This window comes from uncultured Arthrobacter sp., assembly GCF_947495145.1.
In the GTDB taxonomy this organism is placed as follows: domain Bacteria; phylum Actinomycetota; class Actinomycetes; order Actinomycetales; family Micrococcaceae; genus Arthrobacter_D.
In genome coordinates, this window is the sequence record NZ_CANLXP010000017.1 from 54,712 (window position 1) to 75,480 (window position 20,769).

21 protein-coding genes and 2 riboswitches are annotated in these 20,769 nt (G+C 64.9%); of the genes, 7 read left to right on the forward strand and 14 right to left on the reverse strand.

From position 1 onward, the window contains the following. Window positions 1-42 precede the first annotated feature (42 nt). The 7 genes from Q0877_RS12755 to Q0877_RS12785 form a co-directional block, all read right to left on the reverse strand. Window positions 43-1,296: a molybdopterin molybdotransferase MoeA gene (locus Q0877_RS12755; protein WP_299168348.1), complete on the reverse strand. Its 1,254-nt coding sequence runs from the start codon at window positions 1,294-1,296 to the stop codon at window positions 43-45. Next, complete coding sequence (locus Q0877_RS12760; protein ID WP_299168349.1) at window positions 1,293-1,577, reverse strand: DUF6457 domain-containing protein; 285 nt, start codon at window positions 1,575-1,577, stop codon at window positions 1,293-1,295. The genes Q0877_RS12755 and Q0877_RS12760 overlap by 4 nt, the downstream gene beginning before the upstream one ends. Before the next feature lie 13 nt (window positions 1,578-1,590). Next, window positions 1,591-2,208, reverse strand: coding sequence for a molybdenum cofactor guanylyltransferase (locus Q0877_RS12765; protein ID WP_299168350.1), 618 nt, complete (start codon window positions 2,206-2,208; stop codon window positions 1,591-1,593). Continuing rightward, complete coding sequence (locus tag Q0877_RS12770) at window positions 2,205-2,705, reverse strand: HNH endonuclease (RefSeq protein ID WP_299168352.1); 501 nt, start codon at window positions 2,703-2,705, stop codon at window positions 2,205-2,207. The genes Q0877_RS12765 and Q0877_RS12770 overlap by 4 nt, the downstream gene beginning before the upstream one ends. A gap of 355 nt (window positions 2,706-3,060) precedes the next feature. Beyond that, window positions 3,061-3,801 (reverse strand): NlpC/P60 family protein, encoded by a 741-nt coding sequence (locus Q0877_RS12775; protein ID WP_299168355.1) that lies wholly within the window; start codon window positions 3,799-3,801, stop codon window positions 3,061-3,063. Between the two features lie 104 nt (window positions 3,802-3,905). After that, window positions 3,906-4,061, reverse strand: a riboswitch (cyclic di-AMP (ydaO/yuaA leader). 152 nt (window positions 4,062-4,213) lie between these two features. Further along, entirely contained in the window at window positions 4,214-4,942 is a 729-nt protein-coding gene (locus tag Q0877_RS12780) for a M23 family metallopeptidase (RefSeq protein WP_299168358.1), read from the reverse strand. Between the two features lie 172 nt (window positions 4,943-5,114). Further along, window positions 5,115-5,307: riboswitch (cyclic di-AMP (ydaO/yuaA leader) on the reverse strand. 128 nt (window positions 5,308-5,435) lie between these two features. Next, window positions 5,436-6,140 carry a metal-dependent transcriptional regulator gene (locus Q0877_RS12785; protein ID WP_299168361.1) on the reverse strand — a complete coding sequence of 235 codons (705 nt, stop codon included), beginning with the start codon at window positions 6,138-6,140 and terminating at the stop codon, window positions 5,436-5,438. Between the two features lie 247 nt (window positions 6,141-6,387). Between Q0877_RS12785 and serC the strand changes: the two genes are divergently transcribed. Further along, window positions 6,388-7,515, forward strand: a complete 1,128-nt coding sequence (serC, locus tag Q0877_RS12790) for a phosphoserine transaminase (protein ID WP_299168362.1) — start codon at window positions 6,388-6,390, stop codon at window positions 7,513-7,515. Here serC and Q0877_RS12795 read toward each other — a convergent pair. From Q0877_RS12795 to Q0877_RS12805, 3 genes are read right to left on the reverse strand one after another with little or no spacing between them, the layout of a single operon-like run. Further along, complete coding sequence (locus tag Q0877_RS12795) at window positions 7,512-8,798, reverse strand: MFS transporter (RefSeq protein WP_299168365.1); 1,287 nt, start codon at window positions 8,796-8,798, stop codon at window positions 7,512-7,514. The two genes, serC and Q0877_RS12795, sit on opposite strands and share 4 nt — an antisense overlap. Window positions 8,799-8,831: 33 nt before the next feature. Continuing rightward, window positions 8,832-9,497: a DUF3027 domain-containing protein gene (locus tag Q0877_RS12800; protein ID WP_299168367.1), complete on the reverse strand. Its 666-nt coding sequence runs from the start codon at window positions 9,495-9,497 to the stop codon at window positions 8,832-8,834. A 5-nt stretch (window positions 9,498-9,502) separates the two neighbouring features. Further along, entirely contained in the window at window positions 9,503-9,886 is a 384-nt protein-coding gene (locus Q0877_RS12805; RefSeq protein WP_299168369.1) for a cold-shock protein, read from the reverse strand. Window positions 9,887-10,065: 179 nt separating this feature from the next. Here Q0877_RS12805 and Q0877_RS12810 point away from each other — a divergent pair, with 179 nt between their 5' ends. From Q0877_RS12810 to Q0877_RS12835, 6 genes are all read left to right on the forward strand, one after another. Beyond that, window positions 10,066-10,338, forward strand: coding sequence for a hypothetical protein (locus tag Q0877_RS12810; protein ID WP_299168371.1), 273 nt, complete (start codon window positions 10,066-10,068; stop codon window positions 10,336-10,338). 91 nt (window positions 10,339-10,429) lie between these two features. Next, window positions 10,430-12,808, forward strand: coding sequence for a helicase-associated domain-containing protein (locus Q0877_RS12815; RefSeq protein ID WP_299168373.1), 2,379 nt, complete (start codon window positions 10,430-10,432; stop codon window positions 12,806-12,808). Continuing rightward, the gene (locus tag Q0877_RS12820; protein WP_299168374.1) at window positions 12,801-14,444 is read left to right on the forward strand and encodes a DNA repair helicase XPB; all 1,644 of its coding nucleotides are present in this window, start codon (window positions 12,801-12,803) and stop codon (window positions 14,442-14,444) included. The genes Q0877_RS12815 and Q0877_RS12820 overlap by 8 nt, the downstream gene beginning before the upstream one ends. A gap of 69 nt (window positions 14,445-14,513) precedes the next feature. Further along, on the forward strand, window positions 14,514-15,224 hold the full coding sequence (locus Q0877_RS12825; protein ID WP_299168376.1) for a response regulator transcription factor: 711 nt from the start codon (window positions 14,514-14,516) through the stop codon (window positions 15,222-15,224). A gap of 71 nt (window positions 15,225-15,295) precedes the next feature. Continuing rightward, complete coding sequence (locus tag Q0877_RS12830; RefSeq protein ID WP_299168378.1) at window positions 15,296-16,693, forward strand: cell wall metabolism sensor histidine kinase WalK; 1,398 nt, start codon at window positions 15,296-15,298, stop codon at window positions 16,691-16,693. Window positions 16,694-16,837: 144 nt separating this feature from the next. Beyond that, window positions 16,838-17,128 (forward strand): WXG100 family type VII secretion target, encoded by a 291-nt coding sequence (locus tag Q0877_RS12835; RefSeq protein WP_299168380.1) that lies wholly within the window; start codon window positions 16,838-16,840, stop codon window positions 17,126-17,128. 157 nt (window positions 17,129-17,285) lie between these two features. Here the strand turns inward: Q0877_RS12835 and groL are convergent, their stop codons facing one another. The 4 genes from groL to Q0877_RS12855 all read right to left on the reverse strand — a co-directional run bounded on the left by groL (window position 17,286) and on the right by Q0877_RS12855 (window position 20,609). Further along, on the reverse strand, window positions 17,286-18,920 hold the full coding sequence (groL, locus tag Q0877_RS12840) for a chaperonin GroEL (protein ID WP_299168383.1): 1,635 nt from the start codon (window positions 18,918-18,920) through the stop codon (window positions 17,286-17,288). Between the two features lie 295 nt (window positions 18,921-19,215). Further along, window positions 19,216-19,422: a cold-shock protein gene (locus Q0877_RS12845; protein WP_056549990.1), complete on the reverse strand. Its 207-nt coding sequence runs from the start codon at window positions 19,420-19,422 to the stop codon at window positions 19,216-19,218. A gap of 155 nt (window positions 19,423-19,577) precedes the next feature. Then, the gene (locus Q0877_RS12850) at window positions 19,578-20,267 is read right to left on the reverse strand and encodes a LytR C-terminal domain-containing protein (RefSeq protein WP_299168387.1); all 690 of its coding nucleotides are present in this window, start codon (window positions 20,265-20,267) and stop codon (window positions 19,578-19,580) included. A gap of 36 nt (window positions 20,268-20,303) precedes the next feature. Then, the gene (locus Q0877_RS12855; protein ID WP_299168392.1) at window positions 20,304-20,609 is read right to left on the reverse strand and encodes a DUF3263 domain-containing protein; all 306 of its coding nucleotides are present in this window, start codon (window positions 20,607-20,609) and stop codon (window positions 20,304-20,306) included. Window positions 20,610-20,769: the final 160 nt, after the last annotated feature.

A 20,769-nucleotide genomic window follows, 5' to 3' on the forward strand; every position in this document is an offset into this window, starting at 1 on the left:
CCAGTCAGTCGTGGTTCAGCCAGTTTCAGTTGATTCCTTTTTCTAGCTGAACCACGGCAGGGGCAGCGCAACTACTTTCTCGTCCGGCTCGCAGCCCTGCTCAGGCACAACGAGCACGCCGTCGGCGTCGGCCAGTCCGCGCAGCATCCCGGACCGGTGGTGGACTGTGGGCATCGCGCGGCCGTTCTCCTGCCGGTAGGGCACCAGGCGGGTACGTCCGGGAAGTTCCTTGAATGACTCACCGGCCAGCACTGAGCGGGATTCCGGGAACGCTGCGCCCCGCAAGCCGGCCAGGAGGGGCGCACCCACCGTGAACAGCGCCATCATGGCAGCCAGGGGATTGCCGGGCAAACCAACGAAGAAGCGACCGTCCGGCAGCCTCGCCAGCAGGGTCGGGTGTCCGGGCCGCATGGCGATGCCGTCGATGATGAGCTCTGCTTCGAGCACTGCGAGAGCCCGGCGGATGTGGTCGGCGTCGGACGCCCCTGTGCCGCCGGTGCTGATCAGGACGTCTCCTGATGCACGCGCCAGGGAGATTTCGTCCACGGCTTCAGCACTGATCGCGGCGACGACGTCGTCGAGATCGTCACGCGCACGGGCCACTGTATCCACGTGCCCGCCGAGCATGGCCACGAGACCCGGGAGCTGCGGGCCGAAAGTGTCACGGACCTGTCCCGGCTCGGGTAAGCCGGCCTCGATCACCTCGTCACCCGTGAGCAGCAGGGAGATGCGGGGCGCACGGAGAACCGGAAGGGTGTCATAGCCACAGACCGCCGCGAGCGCGATCTGGGCCGGATTGAGCACAGAACCCGGAGCGATGGTCTGGGTTCCCTCGGCTGCCTCCTCGCCGGCCGGCCGGATGTGCTCGTTGGCGGCCGGTTCGCCAGCGCGGGCGCGCTGGTTGCGTGTCAGGACACCGTCACGGATAGCACCGTGCTCGGTCCGCAGAATTCCGGTAGCTCCAGGCGGGACCACGCCGCCTGTGAGGATGAACGTCGCCTGGCCCGGCTCGAGCGTGGCGTATCCCGACTTCTTGTGCTCGTGGGCGCGGTGCCAGGGACTCTCGTCCTCCTGCACCGGCGCAACCAGGGTCCACGGGGGTTCACCGTTGAGGGCCCAGCCGTCCATCGCGGACGAGGCATAGTGCGGAATGGGCTGCAACGCCACCACGGGCTCGGCGAGGGTCTGGCCGAGGGCGTCGGCAAGGTTGACGGTCTGTACCGGTTTGGCGGCAGCCGATTCGTAGGCCAATTGCCGTGCTTCCTGCCAGGTGACCTCGCGCCCGGAGCCGCTCATCGGCGGCCCTCCGGCTCGGTAACGGGCGGGCAGGCCGACTGCGCTGCCTGCAGCGCCGACCGCATGGCCGTGGCGCTGTCCGCCTGTCCTATTCCTACCGCCATGCCTGCCGCGTAACCGGCAATGAAGGTCGTGAGCGGCGCTGCGGGGCGGACCACCGAGTACGCCGCCTGACCCGCGAGCGCAAGGACCGCGTCGACGTCGACTTCCGTGTCCTCAAGTTCGAACATCTCCACCAGCTTCTCGCTCCACTGCCTGAGCAGCCGATCCCGATCCTCCATGGTGAACCTCCCGCTATTTGCCCGCGTCTGGCTCCTCCACTCCGAACCGGCGGGCATCAGCCCAGGTATCGATGTCGGTGGTGGAGCCCGCGGGAACTTCGACTGGACTCCATGTCACCCTAGCAAGGAGGGCGCGCATCGATAGATTCCTTACCTCCTGGCGACCGCTCGCCGCCGCAAGGTCAGCCCAGCGGTACAGCGCGGCGAGCGGTTGGTCCCTGCCGCCGTCGTGCGCCAGAACGGACGCGCCGGTTGCGTGGGCGCCCGCTATCAGTGCGGGCAGCGCGTTGTCGATGCGTGGCATGTCGCAGGCAAGCACCAGCACCCAGGGGGCAGGTTCGGCCTCCAGATGCACGACGGCGGCGCTCACCGCCGCTGCCGGCCCGCTAAACGGTGGGTCTTCCCGGATCAGCTCCGCCCGCGGCGGCAGCTCGTGAAAGGGAGTGCCGACGACGACGAGGCGTCGGGCTTCGCCGACCGCGCCGCAGGTGCGTGCAAGCAGGGATGACCCACCGAACAGCAGGGATGATTTCGGAACCCCGCCAAGTCTGGAGGACCGCCCGCCGCTCAATACGACGGCGTCGTACACCAACCGTCCCACAGTGCTGGAGGGAGGACCTGTCCCGCTCACGCCGCGTTATCTGCCGGCAGGAACTCGCTCCACTGCGGTAACGGCTCCTCCAGTTCCCGGATCTGCCAGGAACTGCCACGGGGCGGCCGGGGCACCACGCGCAAGGACCATCCCAGGGAGGCCAGGGTCTTGTCGCCTTTGGCGTTGTTGCAGCGCAGGCAGCAGGCCACCAGATTCTCCCAGCTGTCCTCTCCCCCGCGGGAGCGCGGAACCACGTGGTCAATGGTGGAGGCGGCCTTGCCGCAGTACGCGCACAAATGATTGTCCCGACGGAGCACTCCGCGCCGCGTAGCCACCGAGGAATTACGGTACGGGATTTTCACGTACCTGTTGAGGAGGATGACTGAGGGCCGGGACAGCACCTCATTGGGGCCGACTACCGGATCCTCGCCTTCCGCGACCACGCTGGCCTTTCCAGTGAGAACAAGCACGAGTGCCCGGCGGAAGGTGACCACCGCCAGTGGTTCATATCCAGCATTCAGAACGAGAGTGCGCATGCACATTCCTCTTTGCCGTCCATAGCCTCCAGGGACTGAAGGAGAATCTCGACGTTCCTGTAGCTACAGCGAAGGTACTTCGGATTGACAGTGCAAGAGTAAGCCGTTGCTACAAGGATTCGTCAATCGCCACACGGGGATTTGAGGTGGCTGCACACGACAAAGCCCTTCGCCGGAAGGCGAAGGGCTTAGTCGATTTGCAGAGGTGAATCAGCCGCCGACGCGGATGTATACGCCGCCGGAGCCGAGCTCGGCCGGTGCGATGACGGTCTGGTTACCGTTGAATCCACCGTGGACAGCCTGGCCTCCACCGCGGGTGTTCGAGGTCACTTGTGGGTGCTCGAGGTTTCTGGTCTTAGCTAACGCGAACGAAGCTAGAACCAGCGAGATCAGACAAGGGGTGCAGGATAGTTGCGTTGACCCCGTTCATGCCACTGCTGATTACCTGGCCGTTGCCGACGTATATCGCCACGTGCCCTGGACGAATCACCAAATCACCCGGCTGAGGTGTGGCAACCACGTCGCCGTAGGCGTAGAACTGCTCGGGCCCAAGATCGCCTACAGACTTGCCGATCGAACGGAGCGCGACCTCCACAAGGACTGTGCAGTCCTGGACCGCACCAATCTGCGAGTAAGCCGAGCCGACGAGTGCTGCACCGATTCCGCTCGAGGCGGGCTTCTCAACCGGGGCGGGAGCTTCGACGGCTTCAACCGCAACCTCGGCTTGCGATGCTGCTGCAACCTCGGCTTGCGATGCTGCTGCAACCTCGGCCGCAGGCTCGGCGACGGCTGCCGGAGCAGCCGGAGCAGCTGCGGGAGCAACCGGTGCAGCCTGCACTGCCTCAGCCTGCTCTGTAACGGCGGGAGTTGCCGGGGCGGCTTCGACAACCGGAGCGGCTACGGTCTCGACAGCTGCACGCTCGAAGGTGACAGCTGCGTCAGCAGAAGCGCTGACGGTGGTCGGCTGGGCGGCTACTGCGCTTAGGGTTTTGACTGCCTGAGCGGAACGCTGGGCTTCGGATGCTCCGTGGGCAGGAAGGCCGGCGGTGAGGACAAGCCCGGAAGCTGCGACGATGACCGCTGCCTGACGTCCCACTGAGCCTGCGTTTGAAGATACAGCCCTGGAAATGGCTGAAAGCGAGTTTGTATGAGCCGGAACCGCACGGTGGCGTCCCAGCGCAGAGCTGTTTGACACGTTAAATTGCCTCTCCCTACGCCTGCGAGGTGAGCTGTCGGATTCGGATGGGAGTCACCCGGCCGCGGATCGTCTCAGATCCAGCGACTTAACCCCAAGGACTTCGTGAAAGAAGCCCAGAATTTGGTTCCCCCGCCCCTGCCATGCGATGTGTTGCGAACGGACCCCGTGCAGTGGCAGAGCTAGGCGATCTGCGCGGGAGTGCCAAACCCCCTGCGATTTGGCACGAGTTGTACGCTACCCCAGATTTTAAGCTATGTCACATTCCGATCACGGAACGGTGTGTTCCCGGTTACGACGCGGCGAAACCGGGTCAGAGCCAACCCATCGGATCGACGTTTTTGCCGTCGACGAGTACCTCAAAATGCAGGTGGCAGCCCGTCGAAGCGCCGGTTGAGCCCACCCGTGCGATAGCTTCGCCCCGCTCGACTTCCTGCCCCACGGTCACGTCCATTGCCGACAGGTGGTTGTAGGTGGTTTCCAGCCCGTTGGCATGCTTGACCACCACGCGGTTGCCGCCGCCGTAGGCGTGCCACCCCGCAAAGGTCACTGTGCCGGCCGCAGCCGCCTTGACGGCCGAGCCGCAGGCTTCACTCATGTCCTGTCCCGTGTGGAGCTCCCCGGCGCCCGTGATAGGACTGACCCGGGTTCCGAAGGGCGAGCTCAGAACTGCACTGTCCAGCGGCGCCGACAGGGACCCCCTGGACTCGGCAGTCACAATGTCCCCGCCGGATGCCGACACGATTTCGGCAAGCTTGGCATCCGGATCGAAGGTGCCGTGCAGCGCCGCGCGATCGAATGAGACGTCCGCACCTGCTGCAGCCTGGACCGGCTGGGGTTGTTCCTGCTCTGCCGGAGCAGCGAGCGTCTGCACCTCGGAGGGCACGACCGCTGCGGTGGTGGGCAAGGCAACCGTGAGCACCATGCCGGAAGCAGCGGCAGCGATGGCAACCTTCTGGCTTAGCCCGGCGAAGGAAATGTCGCGGCGCGCGGTGACTGCCCGGCGTCGTCGTTCTGTTCGCTGGGCGTCACGGGGGCGCATCCCGGCAGGCGACACCGGAGCGGCCGGTAATGGGACCGCCGATGCGGCTACCTGAACCGCTGCCTGGCTTGCAATTCGTTCGGCACGCTCTCGCCTGTGGGCGTCGCGTGGCCGCGATTCAGCGACCGGGGTGCACGCACGGCGGCGCCCCGAAGCAGTATTCGACAAAGAGACCCTCTCTCATTTTTCGCCTGCGAAGTTAGCTGTCGGATTCGAGTATGAGAAAACTCGGTTCGGATTCATGCGTTTGGCATCATCCGAACTTCACCCCAAGGCCATGGCAAGCCATGACCGGTTGTGGGTCCTCCGCCCCTGTCCATCTGTTTAACACTGCGTCCGCCGACAGGGTTAGGCACGCGAACCAGGTAACGCTGAAGTATCAGCGCCAGGGATCAACTATAACGGGATCGAGACGAAAGTAATCATTTCGTAACCATGCTGTGGATATCCTTCGGCAATCCAGCGCATCGCGTTCAGAGTCGCTCGAGGCCCCTCAGAGCGTCGGCGAGACCGCAACGAAAACGTGCGAAGCGACTTCCGGCGGCAGTTCCAGTGCGCCCTCTACACCGGGCACCCGAACGGACACGTAGTCTCCCACGGCCTGCAAGGTCATCTGCGCTCCGGGCCGCAGGCCGCCCTCATCCAACTGCGTCAACAGTTCCGGATCCACCTGGATAGGTTCGGCCAGCCTTACGAGGGTCACACTCGACCCCGGCGCATAGCTCGCCATGGCTTCCGTGAGAGTGCTCACGCCGAGGGTGAACGTTTCGGACGGGGTGCCACCGATCGCTTCAAGGCCCGGAATGGGGTTGCCGTAGGGCGACTGGGTCGGTTGCCCGAGCAGTTCGTACAGGCGGCGCTCAACGCGCTCGCTCATCACATGTTCCCACCGGCAGGCTTCATCATGAACGTAGGCCCAGTCGAGGCCGATCACGTCGGAGAGCAACCGTTCCGCCAGCCGGTGCTTGCGCATCACCTCGGTGGCCCTTCGGCGCCCCAGCTCGGTCAGCTCCAGGTGACGGTCGCCGGTCACGACCACCAGTCCGTCGCGCTCCATCCGTCCGACCGTCTGCGAAACCGTGGGGCCGGAGTGACGGAGTCGCTCGGCGATCCGCGCACGCAGCGCAACGATGTTCTCTTCCTCAAGCTCAAGGATGGTCCGCAGGTACATCTCGGTGGTGTCGATGAGGTCCGTCATGCGGGGTTCAGCTCCTTGGCACTGGTGCAGATTGAGCGTTGATGCAGCGGCTGCCCGGTCTGTGGAAGTTCGGCCGCCGTCGTCATCCCTACGCCCCACAAGGTTAACCCATTTGGGTTGGCTTCCCTGGCGGCTGTGCTGCGCTCCGAAGTCCCGCAGCTTTCACCGGTCACAATGCGTCCGCGCTGTGCGCGCTGGGGCAGAATGGTTCCGACCCCACACCGTAAGCAAACGTTCTGGAGCAACCATGAGCACTTCGGCCGACATCCGCATCCCCTCCGAGCTGCTGCCGCAGGATGGACGGTTCGGCGCCGGTCCCTCGAAAATCCGTGCCGAGCAGGTGGAAGCGCTGAACCGCGCGGGTAGCGCTCTGCTCGGAACCTCCCACCGCCAGGCGCCGGTCCGGAACCTGGTCGGTTCGGTACGGTCGGGGCTGATGGAGTTCTTCAGCGCTCCTGCAGGCTACGAGGTGGTTTTGGGCGTCGGCGGGTCCACCGCCTTCTGGGATGTTGCCTCGTTCGGTCTCGTTGAAGCGCGCGCCCAGCACCTCTCCTTCGGCGAGTTCGGTTCCAAGTTCGCAGCGGCCACCTCGAAGGCACCCTTCCTGGGGGATTCGACCGTCATCACCTCCGAGCCGGGCTCGCGCCCGTCGCCCACCGCCGAATCCGGCGTCGACTTCTACGCCTGGCCGCAGAACGAAACCTCCACCGGTGTCGCCGCGCCCGTCGAGCGGGTAGTGGGAGCGGACGACGGCGCGCTCATCGCCATCGATGCAACCTCCGCTGCCGGCGGTCTGGCTGTGGACGTTGCCCAGGCGGATGTGTATTACTTCGCTCCCCAGAAGAACTTTGCGTCCGACGGCGGACTGTGGCTTGGCCTGTTTTCTCCCGCCGCGCTGGAGCGGGCGGCCTCGATCAAGGCGTCGAAGCGGTGGATCCCCGACTTCCTCGACCTTCAGACGGCGATCGACAACTCCCTGCTGAACCAGACCTACAACACCCCGGCTCTTGCCACCCTCGTGACGCTGAACGCGCAGGTCGAGTGGCTCAACGGCAACGGGGGCCTTGAGTTTGCCGCCCGGCGCACCGCGGATTCCGCCGGCCGGGTCTACAGCTGGGCAGACGCCTCCACCGTCGCCTCGCCTTTTGTGCAGAACCCGGACCACCGTTCCAACGTCATCGCCACGATCGACTTCGACGAGTCCGTTGACGCCGCGGCTGTGGCGAAGACCCTGCGGGCGAACGGGATTGTGGACGTTGAGCCGTACCGGAAGCTGGGCCGCAACCAATTGCGCATCGCAACCTTTGTAGCGATCGAACCCGCCGATGTGTCAGCACTGCTGGCGTGCATCGACTTCATAGTGGAACGTTCCTAACCGTTCCGCTCGGTCGTGTTCCGCGCTGTGGCGGCCAGGGTCAGCCTGAGCCGCCGTGGCGAGGGATGAACGAGCCGGACACTGACGTGGTGTGACCGCCATACCCACGCGAGCCCGGCAACGGCGGCGACAAGGCCGGACGCAGCGGCAACGACGAGCCCCCACCGGGGACCGTAGGCATTGGTGACCCAACCGACGATGGGCGCACCGATCGGGGTCCCGCCGAGGAAGATCGCGAAGTACAGCGCCATGACCCGGCCGCGCATCTCCTGCACGGTGGTCGTTTGGACGTACGCATTCGCGCTGGTCATCAGGGTCAGCGCGAAGAGTCCTACGGGAACCAGCGTGATGCCGAAGATCCAGACCGTGGGAGCCAGCGCCGCCAGGATGCAGGCCAGGCCGAATGCGCCCGCCGCACCGAAGACGAACCTGAGCCGCGGCCGGTCACGCCGCGCGGAAAGCAGCGCACCGGCCACCGAACCGACAGCCATGATCGAGGACAACGTCCCGAAGATACCCGCACCGGTATTGAACTCCGTGCGGGCCATAGCCGCGATGTAGACCGCGAAGTTGAGGCCGAACGTTCCGACGACGAAGATCGCGAACATCACCATCATGAGGTCGGGGCGCTGACGCACGTAGCGGAACCCGGCACGGATCCTTCCGCCTCCGGCCGCTGAGCGGGTAAGGACGCGCAGTTCGCTTCGCCGGATCCTGGCAAGGACAAAGATCATTGCCCCGAAGGTGACTGCGTTGATCAGGAAAACCCAGCCCGGCCCCACCGCCACAGTCAGCAAACCGGCTACGGCAGGCCCAAACATCCGGGCCCCGTTGAAGGATGCGCTGTTGAGGGCCACAGCGTTGGGCAGGTATTCGTCGCGCACCAGCTCCGAGACAAAAGCCTGACGGGCGGGTGCGTCAATCGCGGAGACGACGCCCAGAGCCAGCGCAAAAGCGTATACATGCCATAGGTCGGCCAGGCCGAACACCACGAGGACACCGAGACCGACGCCCAGGGCCGCCATTGCGGCCTGGGTTCCCATCAGCAGCTTGCGGCGATCGACGGAGTCGGCGATCAATCCCGCCCAGGGCGCGATGAAGAGCTGCGGGCCCAGCTGCAGGGCCATGACAATGCCCATTGCCGCCGCATCCTGATCGGTGAGGATGTCGTAGACGAGCCAGTCCTGGGCCGTTCGCTGCATCCAGGTGCCCACGTTCGAAATGAGCGCACCGATAAACCAGAGCCGATAGTTGTGGATGTGCAGGGAGCGGAACATGCCCATCAGGCCACCTTCCTTCCTGCCTCTTTCCACACCCTAGTCAACTGGGGATTCGTCTCCAGGGGTAGTCCCGGCGTCGGCTTCTGTACTGTCAGCAGCGTCGGCTTCTGTACTGTCAGCGCCGTCGGCGTCAGCGGCGTCCGCTTCCGCCTGAGGTGCGTCCCCAGGCGTAACCCCCGCAGCGCTTTCCTCCTCAGCGGTGTCCTCCGGACGCACGCGCTCGGACCAGGGCACCCAGTCCGGTGCAAGGAGCGCATCTTCCGAGGGCAGCAGCCCGACCTCGGAAACCGTCGCGTCCTTGCCCCGGGGAATCCTTGCGAGCGTGGCGAACCAGTGCCACCCTCCGTAGCCGGGGACATTAGCGGCGAAACGGTGGGTCACCAGCCGCTCCGCCTCGGGGAATGCACCGAGGTGTTCCCCGACCTCGGTGTCGCCGGCAACCTCCAGCACGCCGTTGCGCGCGGTGTCCACCGCAGCAGCAAGAACGGCATCCGGCTTGGACGGCTTTCGGGCGGCCCGGCGCCTGGCGACCGGAACGGCGGCTTCCGGCAGCGCCGGTTCGACCGGCTGCACCCCGGCTGCCTCAGCTGAGTCAGTCGTTTCGGCGCCGGACCCAGCGGGATCTGCTGACCCAGCCTTGGCTGCGTCAACCGACCCATCGTCCAGTGATTCCGTGTCCGTCGATGCCGGAGATTCAGTCATGGAACTTATACGTCCAGATCATCCGCGACGGCGCGCAGCACTGCAGCGACCTTCGCGGAATGTAACTTGTCCGGGTACCGGCCGCGCCGCAGCCCGTTGGAAACGTCATCCAGCAACCGGATCAGATCCTCGGTGATGACCGCCATGTCCTCCGCGTTCTTGCGCGTTGCCTTTGCAACCGAGGGCGGCGTGTCGAGAATGCGCGCCGAAAGCGCCTGAAGACCTTTGCGGCCGTCAGCGACGCCGAACTCAAGCCGCGTTCCAACCTTGACCTCAGTCACTCCAGCCGGGAGCGCCGAGGCGTGCAGGAACACTTCCTTGCCGTCATCAGTCGCCAGGAAGCCGAAGCCCTTCTCAGTGTCGAACCACTTGACCTTGCCGATAGGCACGTAATTACCTCGTTCTCGAACTGCTTGCGCGCAGGCCGGCCACGCTTCACCAACGGTTTGGAACCTCCACCGGAGGGTTGGATCAGACAGGGCCCGCGCAGGAAAAAAGTCTGCGTTAATAGGATACCCGGCACCGGAGCGCGGAATGGCGGTGGCCGCCCTTGTACGCTAGAAGCATCATGCCCCGAAACCCTTCCCCTCCCCCTTCAGCGAACGACGACGGCGGTCCCCTCCGCGACCGAAAGCGCGATGCGCGGCTCATCCTCCTCATCGCCGCCGTCGCCCTCGCCGGGTTCGGCCTGCTCTCCCTCGTGGCAGTGCTCCTGTCCGCGTGGGCCGGCGCTGATCCCTGGCCGGGCTTCATGACCGCTGCCTACTTTTTCCTGCCGCTCGGCTTCCTGCTGATGATCGTCAGCCTGATCGTCAGCGTCATCTCCCGCGGCCGCGGCTGACATCCCGTCAGCCATTCGGGCACCGCTCGCACACGCGCTGACCTCCATCAACGTCCCCGCCCGGCCACACGGTGCGAGTAACGTTAATGCGGTGTCCGCCATCCGTGCCCTCGCCGAGGATCTAGCCTCCCGCAGTGACGCCGAACTGCGGACGCTGATGGCTGCCCGCCCAGATATCGTGCTCCCGCCGGTGCCCGATTTTGCCGCCCTCGCGGCGCGCGCCTCAACGCGGGTAAGCGTGCAACGGGCGCTCGAGGCCCTGAACACCCCGCAGCTGATGGTCCTTGAAGCAATGGTGCTGACAACGGACCTCGATGCGGTAACCGGCAGCACGGCCGCAAGTCTCAAGACATCGATCGCTTCGCCTGCCAAAACGCTCGAGCCGTATCTCGCACACCTGCACGATGTGGCGCTCCTTCGAACCGGTCCCGTGCTGAAGAGCCGTCGCTCCTACTTCCCGCTTGAAACCCTTCACGATGCCCTCGGCCCCTATCCTGCAGGCCTGGGCCGCCCACTGTCAGCCCTGACCCAGCAGTACCCCCACTACGGCGAGCGCATCCTGACCGGGCTCGAACTTCTCGCGGCTGCGGGAATCTCTGAGGCCGCGAGCGCAGGAGAAGCCGGCGCCGACCCAGCAACGGCCCTCGCAGTGCTGGTCGCGGAATCGTGGGACGCGGTCCTGGAGTCCGCTCCCGGAAAAACCGCAGACCTGCTGCAGAAACTCGCCGCCTCGCCGGTGGGCTCGGCGAAATCAGGCGCAGCTGCCACCCCTCTGGAGTGGCTTCTTGACCACGGGCTGCTCATCCGCCTCGACGCAAACCATGTCGAGCTGCCGAGAGAAGTGGGCATCGCGGCACGGGGTGGCGTGATCTTCCCGAACCTGCCCGTGTCACCGCCTGTCCCGCACCTCGCCACAGTTCGCATCAGCCTTCGGGACAACGCCGCCTTCGGGGCAATCGCTGAAACACTCCGGCTCATTACCGAACTCCTCACGAGCGTGCAGGCGGAGCCGATTGCAACGCTTCGCACCGGTGGGGTGGGCGTCCGCGAGATCCGGCGGCTCGCTGACACGCTCCGGGTGGAGCGGGAACAGATAGCCTGGCTGCTTGAACTGGCCGCGCTGGCCCGGCTTCTCACACTCGATCCGGACAGTTCCCGATGGATGGGCGCGGCCGACGGCTCCTGGCACCTCGCCGAGCGTTCCGAACAGTGGCTGCGTCTGGTCCGCGCGTGGCTCGACGCAGAGCGCGCTCCGTCCCTGGTGGGTGGGCAGCTGCCCACCGGCAGTTCGGTGAACGTGCTGTCCTCGGAGGCGACGCGCACGGATGCGCCGGCCGTCCGCCGTCGTACATTGTCAGCCGCCGTGGCGCTCTCAAAGGAAGCAGAGCACGACGACGGCCGCGCCTGCGTCCTCGACGCACCTTCCCTGATCGCCCGTCTCACCTGGCAGCAGCCGCGGTTGCGCCGGCGCTTCACCCGGCTTGTTCCAGGCATGGTGGAGGAGCTGGGCCATCTCGGCCTGCTTGGCTCAGGAGCGCTCACCGACCTGGGCGCAGCCATCGCGCAAGATCAGTATGACGACGCCGTGTCCACCCTGCGGGATGCGCTGCCCGAGCCGCTCACGCACTTCGTGCTGCAGGCGGACCTGACCGCGGTGGCGCCGGGCTACCTTGAACCGCAGGTCGCCCGCGAACTGGCCCTGCTCGCTTCCGCGGAGGGCCAGGGTCCCGCAACCGTGTACCGGTTCTCCGCCCAATCCGTCCGCCGGGCGCTCGACGACGGACAGGACGCCGCAGCCATCCTCGCCTTCCTCGAAAAGCACTCCGCTACGGACGTCCCGCAGCCCTTGCGCTACCTCGTGGAAGACACCGCGTCCCGCTACGGCTCCCTGCGCGTCGGCCACGCCTACAGTTACGTGCGCAGCGACGACGACGCCGCCCTCACCGCTCTCCTCGCTGATCCCGCCGCCGCGGCGTTGGGCCTTGTCCGCCTTGCCCCAACCGTCGTGACCGCGCAGGCAACGCCGGTTGAGCTCGCATCCGCACTGCGCGAGCTCGGCTACTCCCCCGCGCTGGAGGGTGGCGCAGCACCGCGGCCGCCGTCCCGCACGGCCGGCTCCGCGCCGTCGTCGTCCGCGGTACGAACCAATCCGTGGGTCCTGACGGAAGAGGACGCGGCAGCACAGATGAAGGTACTGCGGGGCAGTGCCCGGCCTGGTTCAGCGGCGGGAGCCGAGGGTGAAGCGATGATCGGTCTGGAAACATTGCGCACGGCGATCCGGACCAAGCAGGCGGTGCGGTTGGGGTTCGCGGACGGCGCCGGGAATTCCACCCGCCAAGTGTTTGTTCCACTGTCGGTTCAGGCCGGGCGCGTGCGTGTCTTCGACCCGGAGAAGGAAACCGAGCGCGTGATCTCCGTGCATCGGATCATGGATGTGGAAACTGTGGAAGGGGCTTCAACGGATGCCTGACGGCCCGCTTATTGTCCAGAGCGACAAGACCATCCTGCTTGAGGTTGACCACGAGCAGGCCACGGAAGCGCGGCATGCCATTGCCGCTTTCGCTGAGCTGGAGCGCGCGCCGGAGCACGTGCACAGCTACCGCCTCACGCCGCTGGGACTGTGGAACGCACGTGCCGCGGGCCTCGACGCCGAGCAGGTTCTGGACACGCTGTTGAAGTATTCGCGCTTCCCGGTGCCGCATGCGCTCCTCGTCGACATCGAAGAAACGATGTCCCGGTACGGGCGGCTTCGGCTGGAGAAGGACGCCCAGCACGGCCTCGTACTGCGCACCAATGACTACCCAGTCCTTGAGGAAGTGCTGCACGCGAAGAAGATCGAGCCTCTTCTAGGCCCGCGTATCGACGGCGAAACAGTGGTGGTGCACTCCTCGCAGCGTGGACAGTTGAAACAGCTGCTGCTCAAACTCGGCTGGCCGGCTGAAGACCTCGCCGGGTACGTTGACGGCACCCCTCACCCAATTCTGCTGAAGGAAGACGGCTGGGCGCTGCGGCCCTACCAGAAGCTGGCGACGGAGAACTTCTGGGCGGGTGGATCCGGCGTCGTTGTGCTTCCGTGCGGGGCGGGCAAGACGTTGGTGGGCGCCGCGGCCATGGCGACCAGCTCCACCACCACGCTCATCCTCGTGACCAACACGGTTTCGGCCCGGCAGTGGAAGGACGAACTGCTCAAACGGACCTCGCTGACCGAGGACGAGATCGGCGAGTACTCCGGATCGGTCAAGGAAGTCCGGCCCGTCACCATCGCCACCTACCAGGTGCTGACACTGCGCCGCGGCGGTCTCTACCCCCACCTCGAGTTGCTCGATGCGAACGACTGGGGCCTCATCGTGTATGACGAGGTGCACCTGCTTCCCGCACCGATCTTCCGCATGACCGCCGACCTGCAGGCCCGGCGGCGTCTTGGGCTTACCGCCACCCTGGTGCGCGAGGACGGCCGCGAGGGCGAGGTGTTCTCGCTCATCGGGCCCAAGCGCTACGACGCACCGTGGAAGGACATCGAGGCGCAGGGGTACATTGCGCCGGCGGACTGCGTTGAGGTCCGGGTGGACCTCCCCCGCGATGAGCGTGTTGCCTACGCCATGGCCGACGACGGCGACAAATACCGGCTGTGCGCAACCTCCGAAACAAAGACAACAGTCGTGGAGGAGCTGGTCGCCTCCCACAAGGGAGAGCAGCTGCTGGTCATCGGGCAGTACATCGACCAACTTGATGAATTGGGCGAACGGCTGGACGCCCCAATCATCAAGGGCGAAACGTCGGTGAAGGAACGGCAGCGGCTGTTCAATGCCTTCCGTTCCGGGGAGCTGCACACCCTGGTGGTGTCGAAGGTGGCCAACTTCTCCATCGACCTGCCGGAGGCATCAGTGGCCATTCAGGTGTCAGGGTCGTTCGGCTCCCGCCAGGAGGAGGCCCAGCGGTTGGGCAGGCTGCTGCGCCCCAAGGCCGACGGCCGGGCAGCGCGGTTCTATACCGTCGTCGCGCGTGACACCCTCGACCAGGATTTCGCTGCCAAGCGGCAGCGGTTCCTTGCAGAGCAGGGCTACGCGTACACCATCCTCGATGCGGCAGACATCCCGAAACCCTGATCCGCTTGCCCTGCACGCTTTCAGCGGACATCCAGAAAACACTCAGCTACTGGGAGCAAACTGGGAATCGTGAATAAAACAGGACCTGAAGCCAAACTGCTTGTAGTCGACGACGAGCCGAACATCCGGGAACTGCTCTCCACCTCGTTGCGCTTTGCGGGATTCGATGTGGTCGCCGCCGCCAACGGGCGCGACGCGCTCGCTGCCGCTGAGACCCACAACCCGGACCTCGCAGTCCTCGATGTCATGCTCCCGGACATGGACGGTTTCACGGTCACCCGCCGGCTGCGTGCTGCAGGCCGCCATTTCCCCGTCGTCTTCCTGACCGCGCGCGATGACACCGATGACAAGGTCACCGGCCTCACCGTGGGCGGCGACGACTACGTCACCAAGCCCTTCAGCCTCGACGAGGTGGTTGCCCGCATCCGCGCCGTGCTGCGCCGCACCCAGCCACACGACGACGACGGCGCGGTGATCCGCGTCGATGATCTCGAGCTGGACGACGACGCCCATGAGGTACGCCGTGGCGCCGAAGTCATCGACCTCTCTCCCACCGAGTTCAAGCTCCTCCGCTACCTGATGATGAACCCGAACCGCGTACTCTCCAAGGCGCAGATTCTCGACCACGTCTGGGAGTACGACTTCAACGGAGACGCCTCCATTGTGGAGTCTTATATCTCCTACCTGCGGCGCAAGATCGACAAGAACCCCGATGCCCCGGCGCTCATTCAAACCAAACGCGGAGTCGGTTACCTGCTGCGCACCGCTGACAAGCGGTAACAAGCATCTCCGAACCCGCTGTGATACGTCGCTGGAAGTCTGCCTCCCTCCGCACGCAACTCATCGCCATCATGACACTGCTCATGGTGTTCACCGTGGCCATCACGGGAATCGTCACTATTTCCCTGCTCCGGAACAGTCTCATCACGCAGATGGATCAGGACATCCGGTCCAACGCCCAGGCTGTATCCAACAGCGTCGGCGCGATCGGCAGCAACACCGGTGACAACCTGTTTCGCTTCTATGGTGCCTGGCTGAACGAACAGGGAGTGCCGATTCGCGCGATACCGTCCGCCGGGTCTTCGGATGTGCCAGTCATCCCGCGGCTCACGATCGACGAAGTGCGCGCTCTGGACGGGAAGGCCTTCAACGTCCGCGGCTCCGATCCCGCCAGTGAAGGATGGCGTGCAGTTGCATACACGCTGACGGACGAGAATACGTCCGTGGTCGTGGCAACCCGCATGGCTCCCGTAAATGAGGCAGTATCCGAGGCCGGACGCATCATCTTCGTCGTCGGGCTCTTCTCGATTGCTGTCGCCTCGATCATCGCCTACCTTGCGGTCACCCGGCAGTTCCGTCCGTTGAGCCGGGTTGAGCGGACCGCTGCCGCGATTGCCGCCGGCGATCTTTCACGACGCGTCGAGGTCGAGCGCCCTGCCACGGAAGTGGGCAGGCTCTCACGCTCCCTCAACGCGATGCTCGCCCATATCGAGTCCGCATTCGCAGCCCGGATGGACTCTGAACGGAAGATGCGCCGCTTCGTCGCGGATGCCTCCCACGAACTGCGCACACCCCTCGTGACTATCCGCGGGTTCTCCGAGCTCTACCGTCACGGCGCTCTCCAGAACGACGACGACGTCAAGGCCGCTATGGGACGCATCGAGAGTGAGGCCAAGCGCATGGGCCAACTGGTCGAGGACCTGCTGACCCTGGCGCGCATCGACGAGCAGCGGCCGCTCGAAGCCCAACCCCTTGACCTGCTGGTGCTGGGAAACGACGCCGCAATGGATGCCCGTGCTATCGCACCCGAACGGACCATCCGGGTGATCGGGCTCGACGGCGGACCTGCGCGGCATGCTCCGGCCGTCGGCGACGAGGCGAGGCTCCGTCAGGTCGTCGCCAACCTGATGACCAATGCCCTCCGGTACACGCCCGAGGGGTCTCCAATCGAGGTGGCGGTCGGCGTCGCCCCGGTCATTCACGGCAGGAGCGACTCGGTCATTGAGGTGCGGGACCATGGTCCGGGCATTTCCGAGGAAGACGCCGCAAGGGTGTTCGAGCGCTTCTACCGGGCCGATTCGTCACGCTACCGGGAAACCGGCGGCACTGGTTTGGGACTCGCTATCGTCGCGGCGCTGGTCGCTCAGCATGACGGGAGTGTACGGCTGGAAGAGACTCCTGGCGGCGGCGCGACGCTTTCCATCAGGCTGCCGCATGACGCCGACAGCACCCCACCGGCTGAGGACTGACGACCAGTAGCGTCATCGTCCTTTCCTCCACAGGGGTGTGGATGCGCTCAAATTACCCACATTCCCATGGGCGGGGCACTGCCTGCTCCTGGGAACCTCTAGCGTCGAAGACGCGGGCCCCCGCAGGAAAACCCAGGAGGAGCAATGACCTATTTCAACGTCAATACCGACTCGTTGGCGGCCAAGAGCGCCGACGTGCAGAACACCATCGCGCGGCTTCAGGCAGAGGTGAACGCGATGCAATCCGGGCTGAGGTCGCTCGAATCCGAGTGGCAGGGCCAGGCGTCGCAAAACTTCCAGCAGCTGGTAACCGACTGGCGCGCCACCCAACTGAAGGTTGAAGAGTCACTGACCAGTATCAATCAGGCACTCGGAGTGGCCACGGAGCAGTACACCCAGGCTGAGCTCAGCAACGCCCGCATGTTCATGCACTAGCCGCGCCGAATTTTGTGCAGCTATGGCGGCTTCCAGGCCGGAGATTCCACCATAGCTGCACAAATATTCCGGCTCGCACAGCCAAAAGGCCGGCCCCAGTGAGGGACCGGCCTTTGGTGTGACTCTTCGCAGGTGATCCTGCTGGTGAGGCTGGGGGCTAGAAGCCGCCCATACCGCCCATGCCGCCCATCTCGTCGCCGCCGCCTGCGGGAGCAGCCTTCTCAGGCTTGTCCGCGACAACAGCTTCGGTGGTGAGGAACAGGCCCGCAATGGAGGCAGCGTTCTGCAGAGCAGAACGGGTCACCTTCACGGGGTCGTTCACACCGGCAGCCAGGAGGTCCTCGTAGTCGCCGGTTGCGGCGTTGAGGCCGTGGCCTGCGGGCAGTCCGCGAACCTTCTCGATGACAACACCGGGCTCAAGGCCGGCGTTGAAAGCGATCTGCTTGAGCGGGGCGTCGATGGCGATGCGAACGATGTTTGCACCGGTTGCCTCGTCGCCCTCAAGGGTGAGGTTGGCGAATGCCTTGGCGCCGGCCTGGATGAGGGCCACGCCGCCACCGGCAACGATGCCCTCTTCAACAGCAGCCTTCGCGTTGCGGACAGCGTCCTCGATGCGGTGCTTGCGCTCCTTGAGCTCAACCTCGGTTGCGGCTCCGGCCTTGATGACTGCAACGCCGCCGGCCAGCTTGGCGAGGCGTTCCTGCAGCTTCTCGCGGTCGTAGTCGGAGTCCGAGTTCTCGATCTCGGCGCGGATCTGTGCAACCCGTCCGGCGATTTCCTCGGCGTTGCCTGCACCCTCAACGATGGTGGTCTCGTCCTTGGTGACGACAACCTTGCGTGCCTGGCCCAGGAGGTCCAGGGTAGCGTTCTCCAGCTTGAGGCCGACTTCCTCGGCGATAACCTGGCCACCGGTGAGGATGGCGATGTCAGCCAGCTGGGCCTTGCGGCGGTCGCCGAAGCCCGGAGCCTTGACGGCAACGGACTTGAAGGTGCCACGGATCTTGTTGACCACGAGGGTAGCGAGAGCTTCGCCCTCGATGTCTTCGGCGATGATCAGCAGCGGCTTGCCGGACTGCATGACCTTCTCGAGAACCGCGACGAGATCCTTGACGTTGGAGATCTTCGAGTTGACGATCAGGATGTACGGATCCTCGAGGACCGTCTCCTGGCGCTCTGCATCGGTGACGAAGTAACCGGAGATGTAACCCTTGTCGAAGCGCATACCCTCGGTGAGCTCAAGCTCAAGGCCGAAGGTGTTGGACTCCTCGACGGTGATGACGCCTTCCTTGCCCACCTTGTCGAGGGCTTCGGCGATGAGGTCACCGATCTGCTGGTCACCGGCAGAGATCGAAGCCGTGGCTGCGATCTCTTCCTTGGTCTCGATCTCCTTGGCGGAAGCGAGGAGCTCTGCGGTAACTGCGTCAACGGCCTTCTCGATGCCGCGCTTGAGGCTCAGCGGATCAGCACCGGCGGCTACGTTGCGCAGGCCTTCCTTGACGAGTGCCTGGGCGAGAACGGTGGCGGTGGTGGTTCCGTCACCGGCGACGTCGTCGGTCTTCTTCGCAACTTCCTTGACCAGCTCGGCGCCGATCTTCTCGAACGGATCGTCGAGTTCGATCTCCTTGGCGATGGAAACGCCATCATTGGTGATCGTGGGAGCGCCCCACTTCTTCTCAAGGACAACGTTGCGACCGCGGGGGCCGAGCGTTACCTTGACTGCGTCAGCGAGGATGTTCAACCCGCGCTCGAGGCCGCGGCGTGCCTCTTCATCAAAAGAAATGATCTTGGCCATAACGGCGTAGGTCCTTTCGGGACGGTCATGCGTATGCTGCTACCGGCCTGTGATGCCCGCGACGGACGGGCTGATCGGGGAGGATCTCTGTACCTCCCCAACCAGCCCTCACCACAGAGGTTGCCTGGTTCACTCCGGTGTGGCGTCTTAGCAGTCGTCACACGTGAGTGCTAAGTCAATAATTAGCACTCACGCACTGCGAGTGCAAGCTGTTTCGCCTTGGGGAAAACAACGACGACGGCGCGCCGCCCCTGACAGGGGAAACGCGCCGCCGCTGCTTGAAGAGTGTGCCGGCTCAGGACGCCAGGCGCACAGCCTCGGCCTGCGGCCCTTTCTGGCCTTCTCCGATTTCGAACTGGACCCGTTGGCCCTCATCGAGCGCCCGGTAGCCCTCCATGTCGATCGCGGACCAGTGCACGAAGACGTCCGCCCCACCCTCATCGACAGTGATGAAGCCGTAGCCCTTTTCAGCGTTGAACCATTTCACGGTTCCCTGCGCCATGTTGTTCTCCCACTATGTAGATCCCCTGCCTGACTGTTGATGGCAGGGCTGGGATCCATCTAATCCCACAACCTCTGGGGCGTGACGCGGAACACAGTGAATGTTATTGATCCTTAACCGGATTGATCAGTTCCCGGAGCTTGCCGGGCGGACGTTCACTGGAAGCCCGGCCCCACCACCACGGTGATGTTGCCGAAGCCGGCGTCACCCTGAACCGCGCTTATCCCGAGAGCAGCAGCGAGCGCCTCAGCTGTAGGGCGCTGCTCTTCTCCGTTGTAGAGAACGACCGAACCCTGCAGCTGCTGACCGGACCAGTTGCCGATCTGGATCACATTCCAGCCGTCGACCTGCAGGCGGCCTGCCGCTGTACTTGCCAGGCCGCTGACCGTCGTTGCGTTCAGTACGGCAACCGGTTGCCCGCGGTCGACGACGGCCGAGGGCTCGGTCGCCCCGGGCGTCGGCTCCTCGTCAGGCGTGGGCGCGGCACTGGGCGATTCGGTTTCGGCAGGCGTTGAAGAAGCGCTCGGCTCAGTGCTCGGCTCGTCAGCCGCGTCTTCAGCAGCCGTGCTTTCAGCAGTCTCGTCCTCAGCGACGGCACCATCGGCCGTGATGGACGGCATCGGCGCGGCACTGCTGGTTTCGGGGGTGACCTCGCTGGCCTGCCCCAGGCCCAGGCGTGGAAAGAGGAAGTAGGCGGCGAGGCCAACCGCAAGAACGAGGATCCCCGCAACCACTTTCAGGACCAAACCGCTCGACTGCGGAGGAACCAGCCGCTCCCGGTGAACGCCCTGCCGTGCGGCGGATTCGGGAACCTGGTCGAATTCGTCGCGGGGATACTGGGTCATGTGGCGGGCAATCCTTGGCTTGAGTGGGCGTAGCTTCTAGACGTCGACGCCGAGACGGCGCGCGGATCGCGCGCGTTGGCGGGTCGTACGTAGTCTACGCAATCTCTTTACGAGCATCGGATCGTGCGCAAGCGCAGCTTCGGTATCAATGAGCGCATTGAGGATCTGGTAGTAGTGCGTGGCCGAGAGATCGAACATCTCACGGATGGCCTGCTCCTTCGCGCCCGAGTACTTCCACCACTGCCTCTCGAGCTCAAGCATCCGCTGTTCGCGCTCACCCAGCGCTTCACGCCGCGTTCCCGCGGAGCCGTCGCGGCCAGTCTGTGCTGCCGAACTTTGCATGCTCACGACACCCCGTCCAATCCATCGTTTCCGCGCGATCTACTTCGTCCATGGTAGTTACGAATCACACCGATGTCATTCACCCGACGAGACTCATCTAAAGTGCCCGCGAAACACCCTCGGTGCCTCAAATGAGAATGCCCGCGAAACGGTGACCCTC

What these genes read in the sequence shown, in the direction of transcription:
- Q0877_RS12755 (WP_299168348.1), bottom strand. Translation starts at nt 1,296, where the DNA reads ATGAGCGGCTCCGGGCGCGAGGTCACCTGGCAGGAAGCACGGCAATTG.
- Q0877_RS12760 (WP_299168349.1), bottom strand. Translation starts at nt 1,577, where the DNA reads ATGGAGGATCGGGATCGGCTGCTCAGGCAGTGGAGCGAGAAGCTGGTG.
- Q0877_RS12770 (WP_299168352.1), bottom strand. Translation starts at nt 2,705, where the DNA reads ATGCGCACTCTCGTTCTGAATGCTGGATATGAACCACTGGCGGTGGTC.
- Q0877_RS12780 (WP_299168358.1), bottom strand. Translation starts at nt 4,942, where the DNA reads ATGCGCCCCCGTGACGCCCAGCGAACAGAACGACGACGCCGGGCAGTC.
- Q0877_RS12785 (WP_299168361.1), bottom strand. Translation starts at nt 6,140, where the DNA reads ATGACGGACCTCATCGACACCACCGAGATGTACCTGCGGACCATCCTT.
- serC (WP_299168362.1), top strand. Translation starts at nt 6,388, where the DNA reads ATGAGCACTTCGGCCGACATCCGCATCCCCTCCGAGCTGCTGCCGCAG.
- Q0877_RS12795 (WP_299168365.1), bottom strand. Translation starts at nt 8,798, where the DNA reads ATGGGCATGTTCCGCTCCCTGCACATCCACAACTATCGGCTCTGGTTT.
- Q0877_RS12800 (WP_299168367.1), bottom strand. Translation starts at nt 9,497, where the DNA reads ATGACTGAATCTCCGGCATCGACGGACACGGAATCACTGGACGATGGG.
- Q0877_RS12810 (WP_299168371.1), top strand. Translation starts at nt 10,066, where the DNA reads ATGCCCCGAAACCCTTCCCCTCCCCCTTCAGCGAACGACGACGGCGGT.
- Q0877_RS12820 (WP_299168374.1), top strand. Translation starts at nt 12,801, where the DNA reads ATGCCTGACGGCCCGCTTATTGTCCAGAGCGACAAGACCATCCTGCTT.
- Q0877_RS12830 (WP_299168378.1), top strand. Translation starts at nt 15,296, where the DNA reads ATGACACTGCTCATGGTGTTCACCGTGGCCATCACGGGAATCGTCACT.
- Q0877_RS12835 (WP_299168380.1), top strand. Translation starts at nt 16,838, where the DNA reads ATGACCTATTTCAACGTCAATACCGACTCGTTGGCGGCCAAGAGCGCC.
- groL (WP_299168383.1), bottom strand. Translation starts at nt 18,920, where the DNA reads ATGGCCAAGATCATTTCTTTTGATGAAGAGGCACGCCGCGGCCTCGAG.
- Q0877_RS12845 (WP_056549990.1), bottom strand. Translation starts at nt 19,422, where the DNA reads ATGGCGCAGGGAACCGTGAAATGGTTCAACGCTGAAAAGGGCTACGGC.
- Q0877_RS12850 (WP_299168387.1), bottom strand. Translation starts at nt 20,267, where the DNA reads ATGACCCAGTATCCCCGCGACGAATTCGACCAGGTTCCCGAATCCGCC.
- Q0877_RS12855 (WP_299168392.1), bottom strand. Translation starts at nt 20,609, where the DNA reads ATGCAAAGTTCGGCAGCACAGACTGGCCGCGACGGCTCCGCGGGAACG.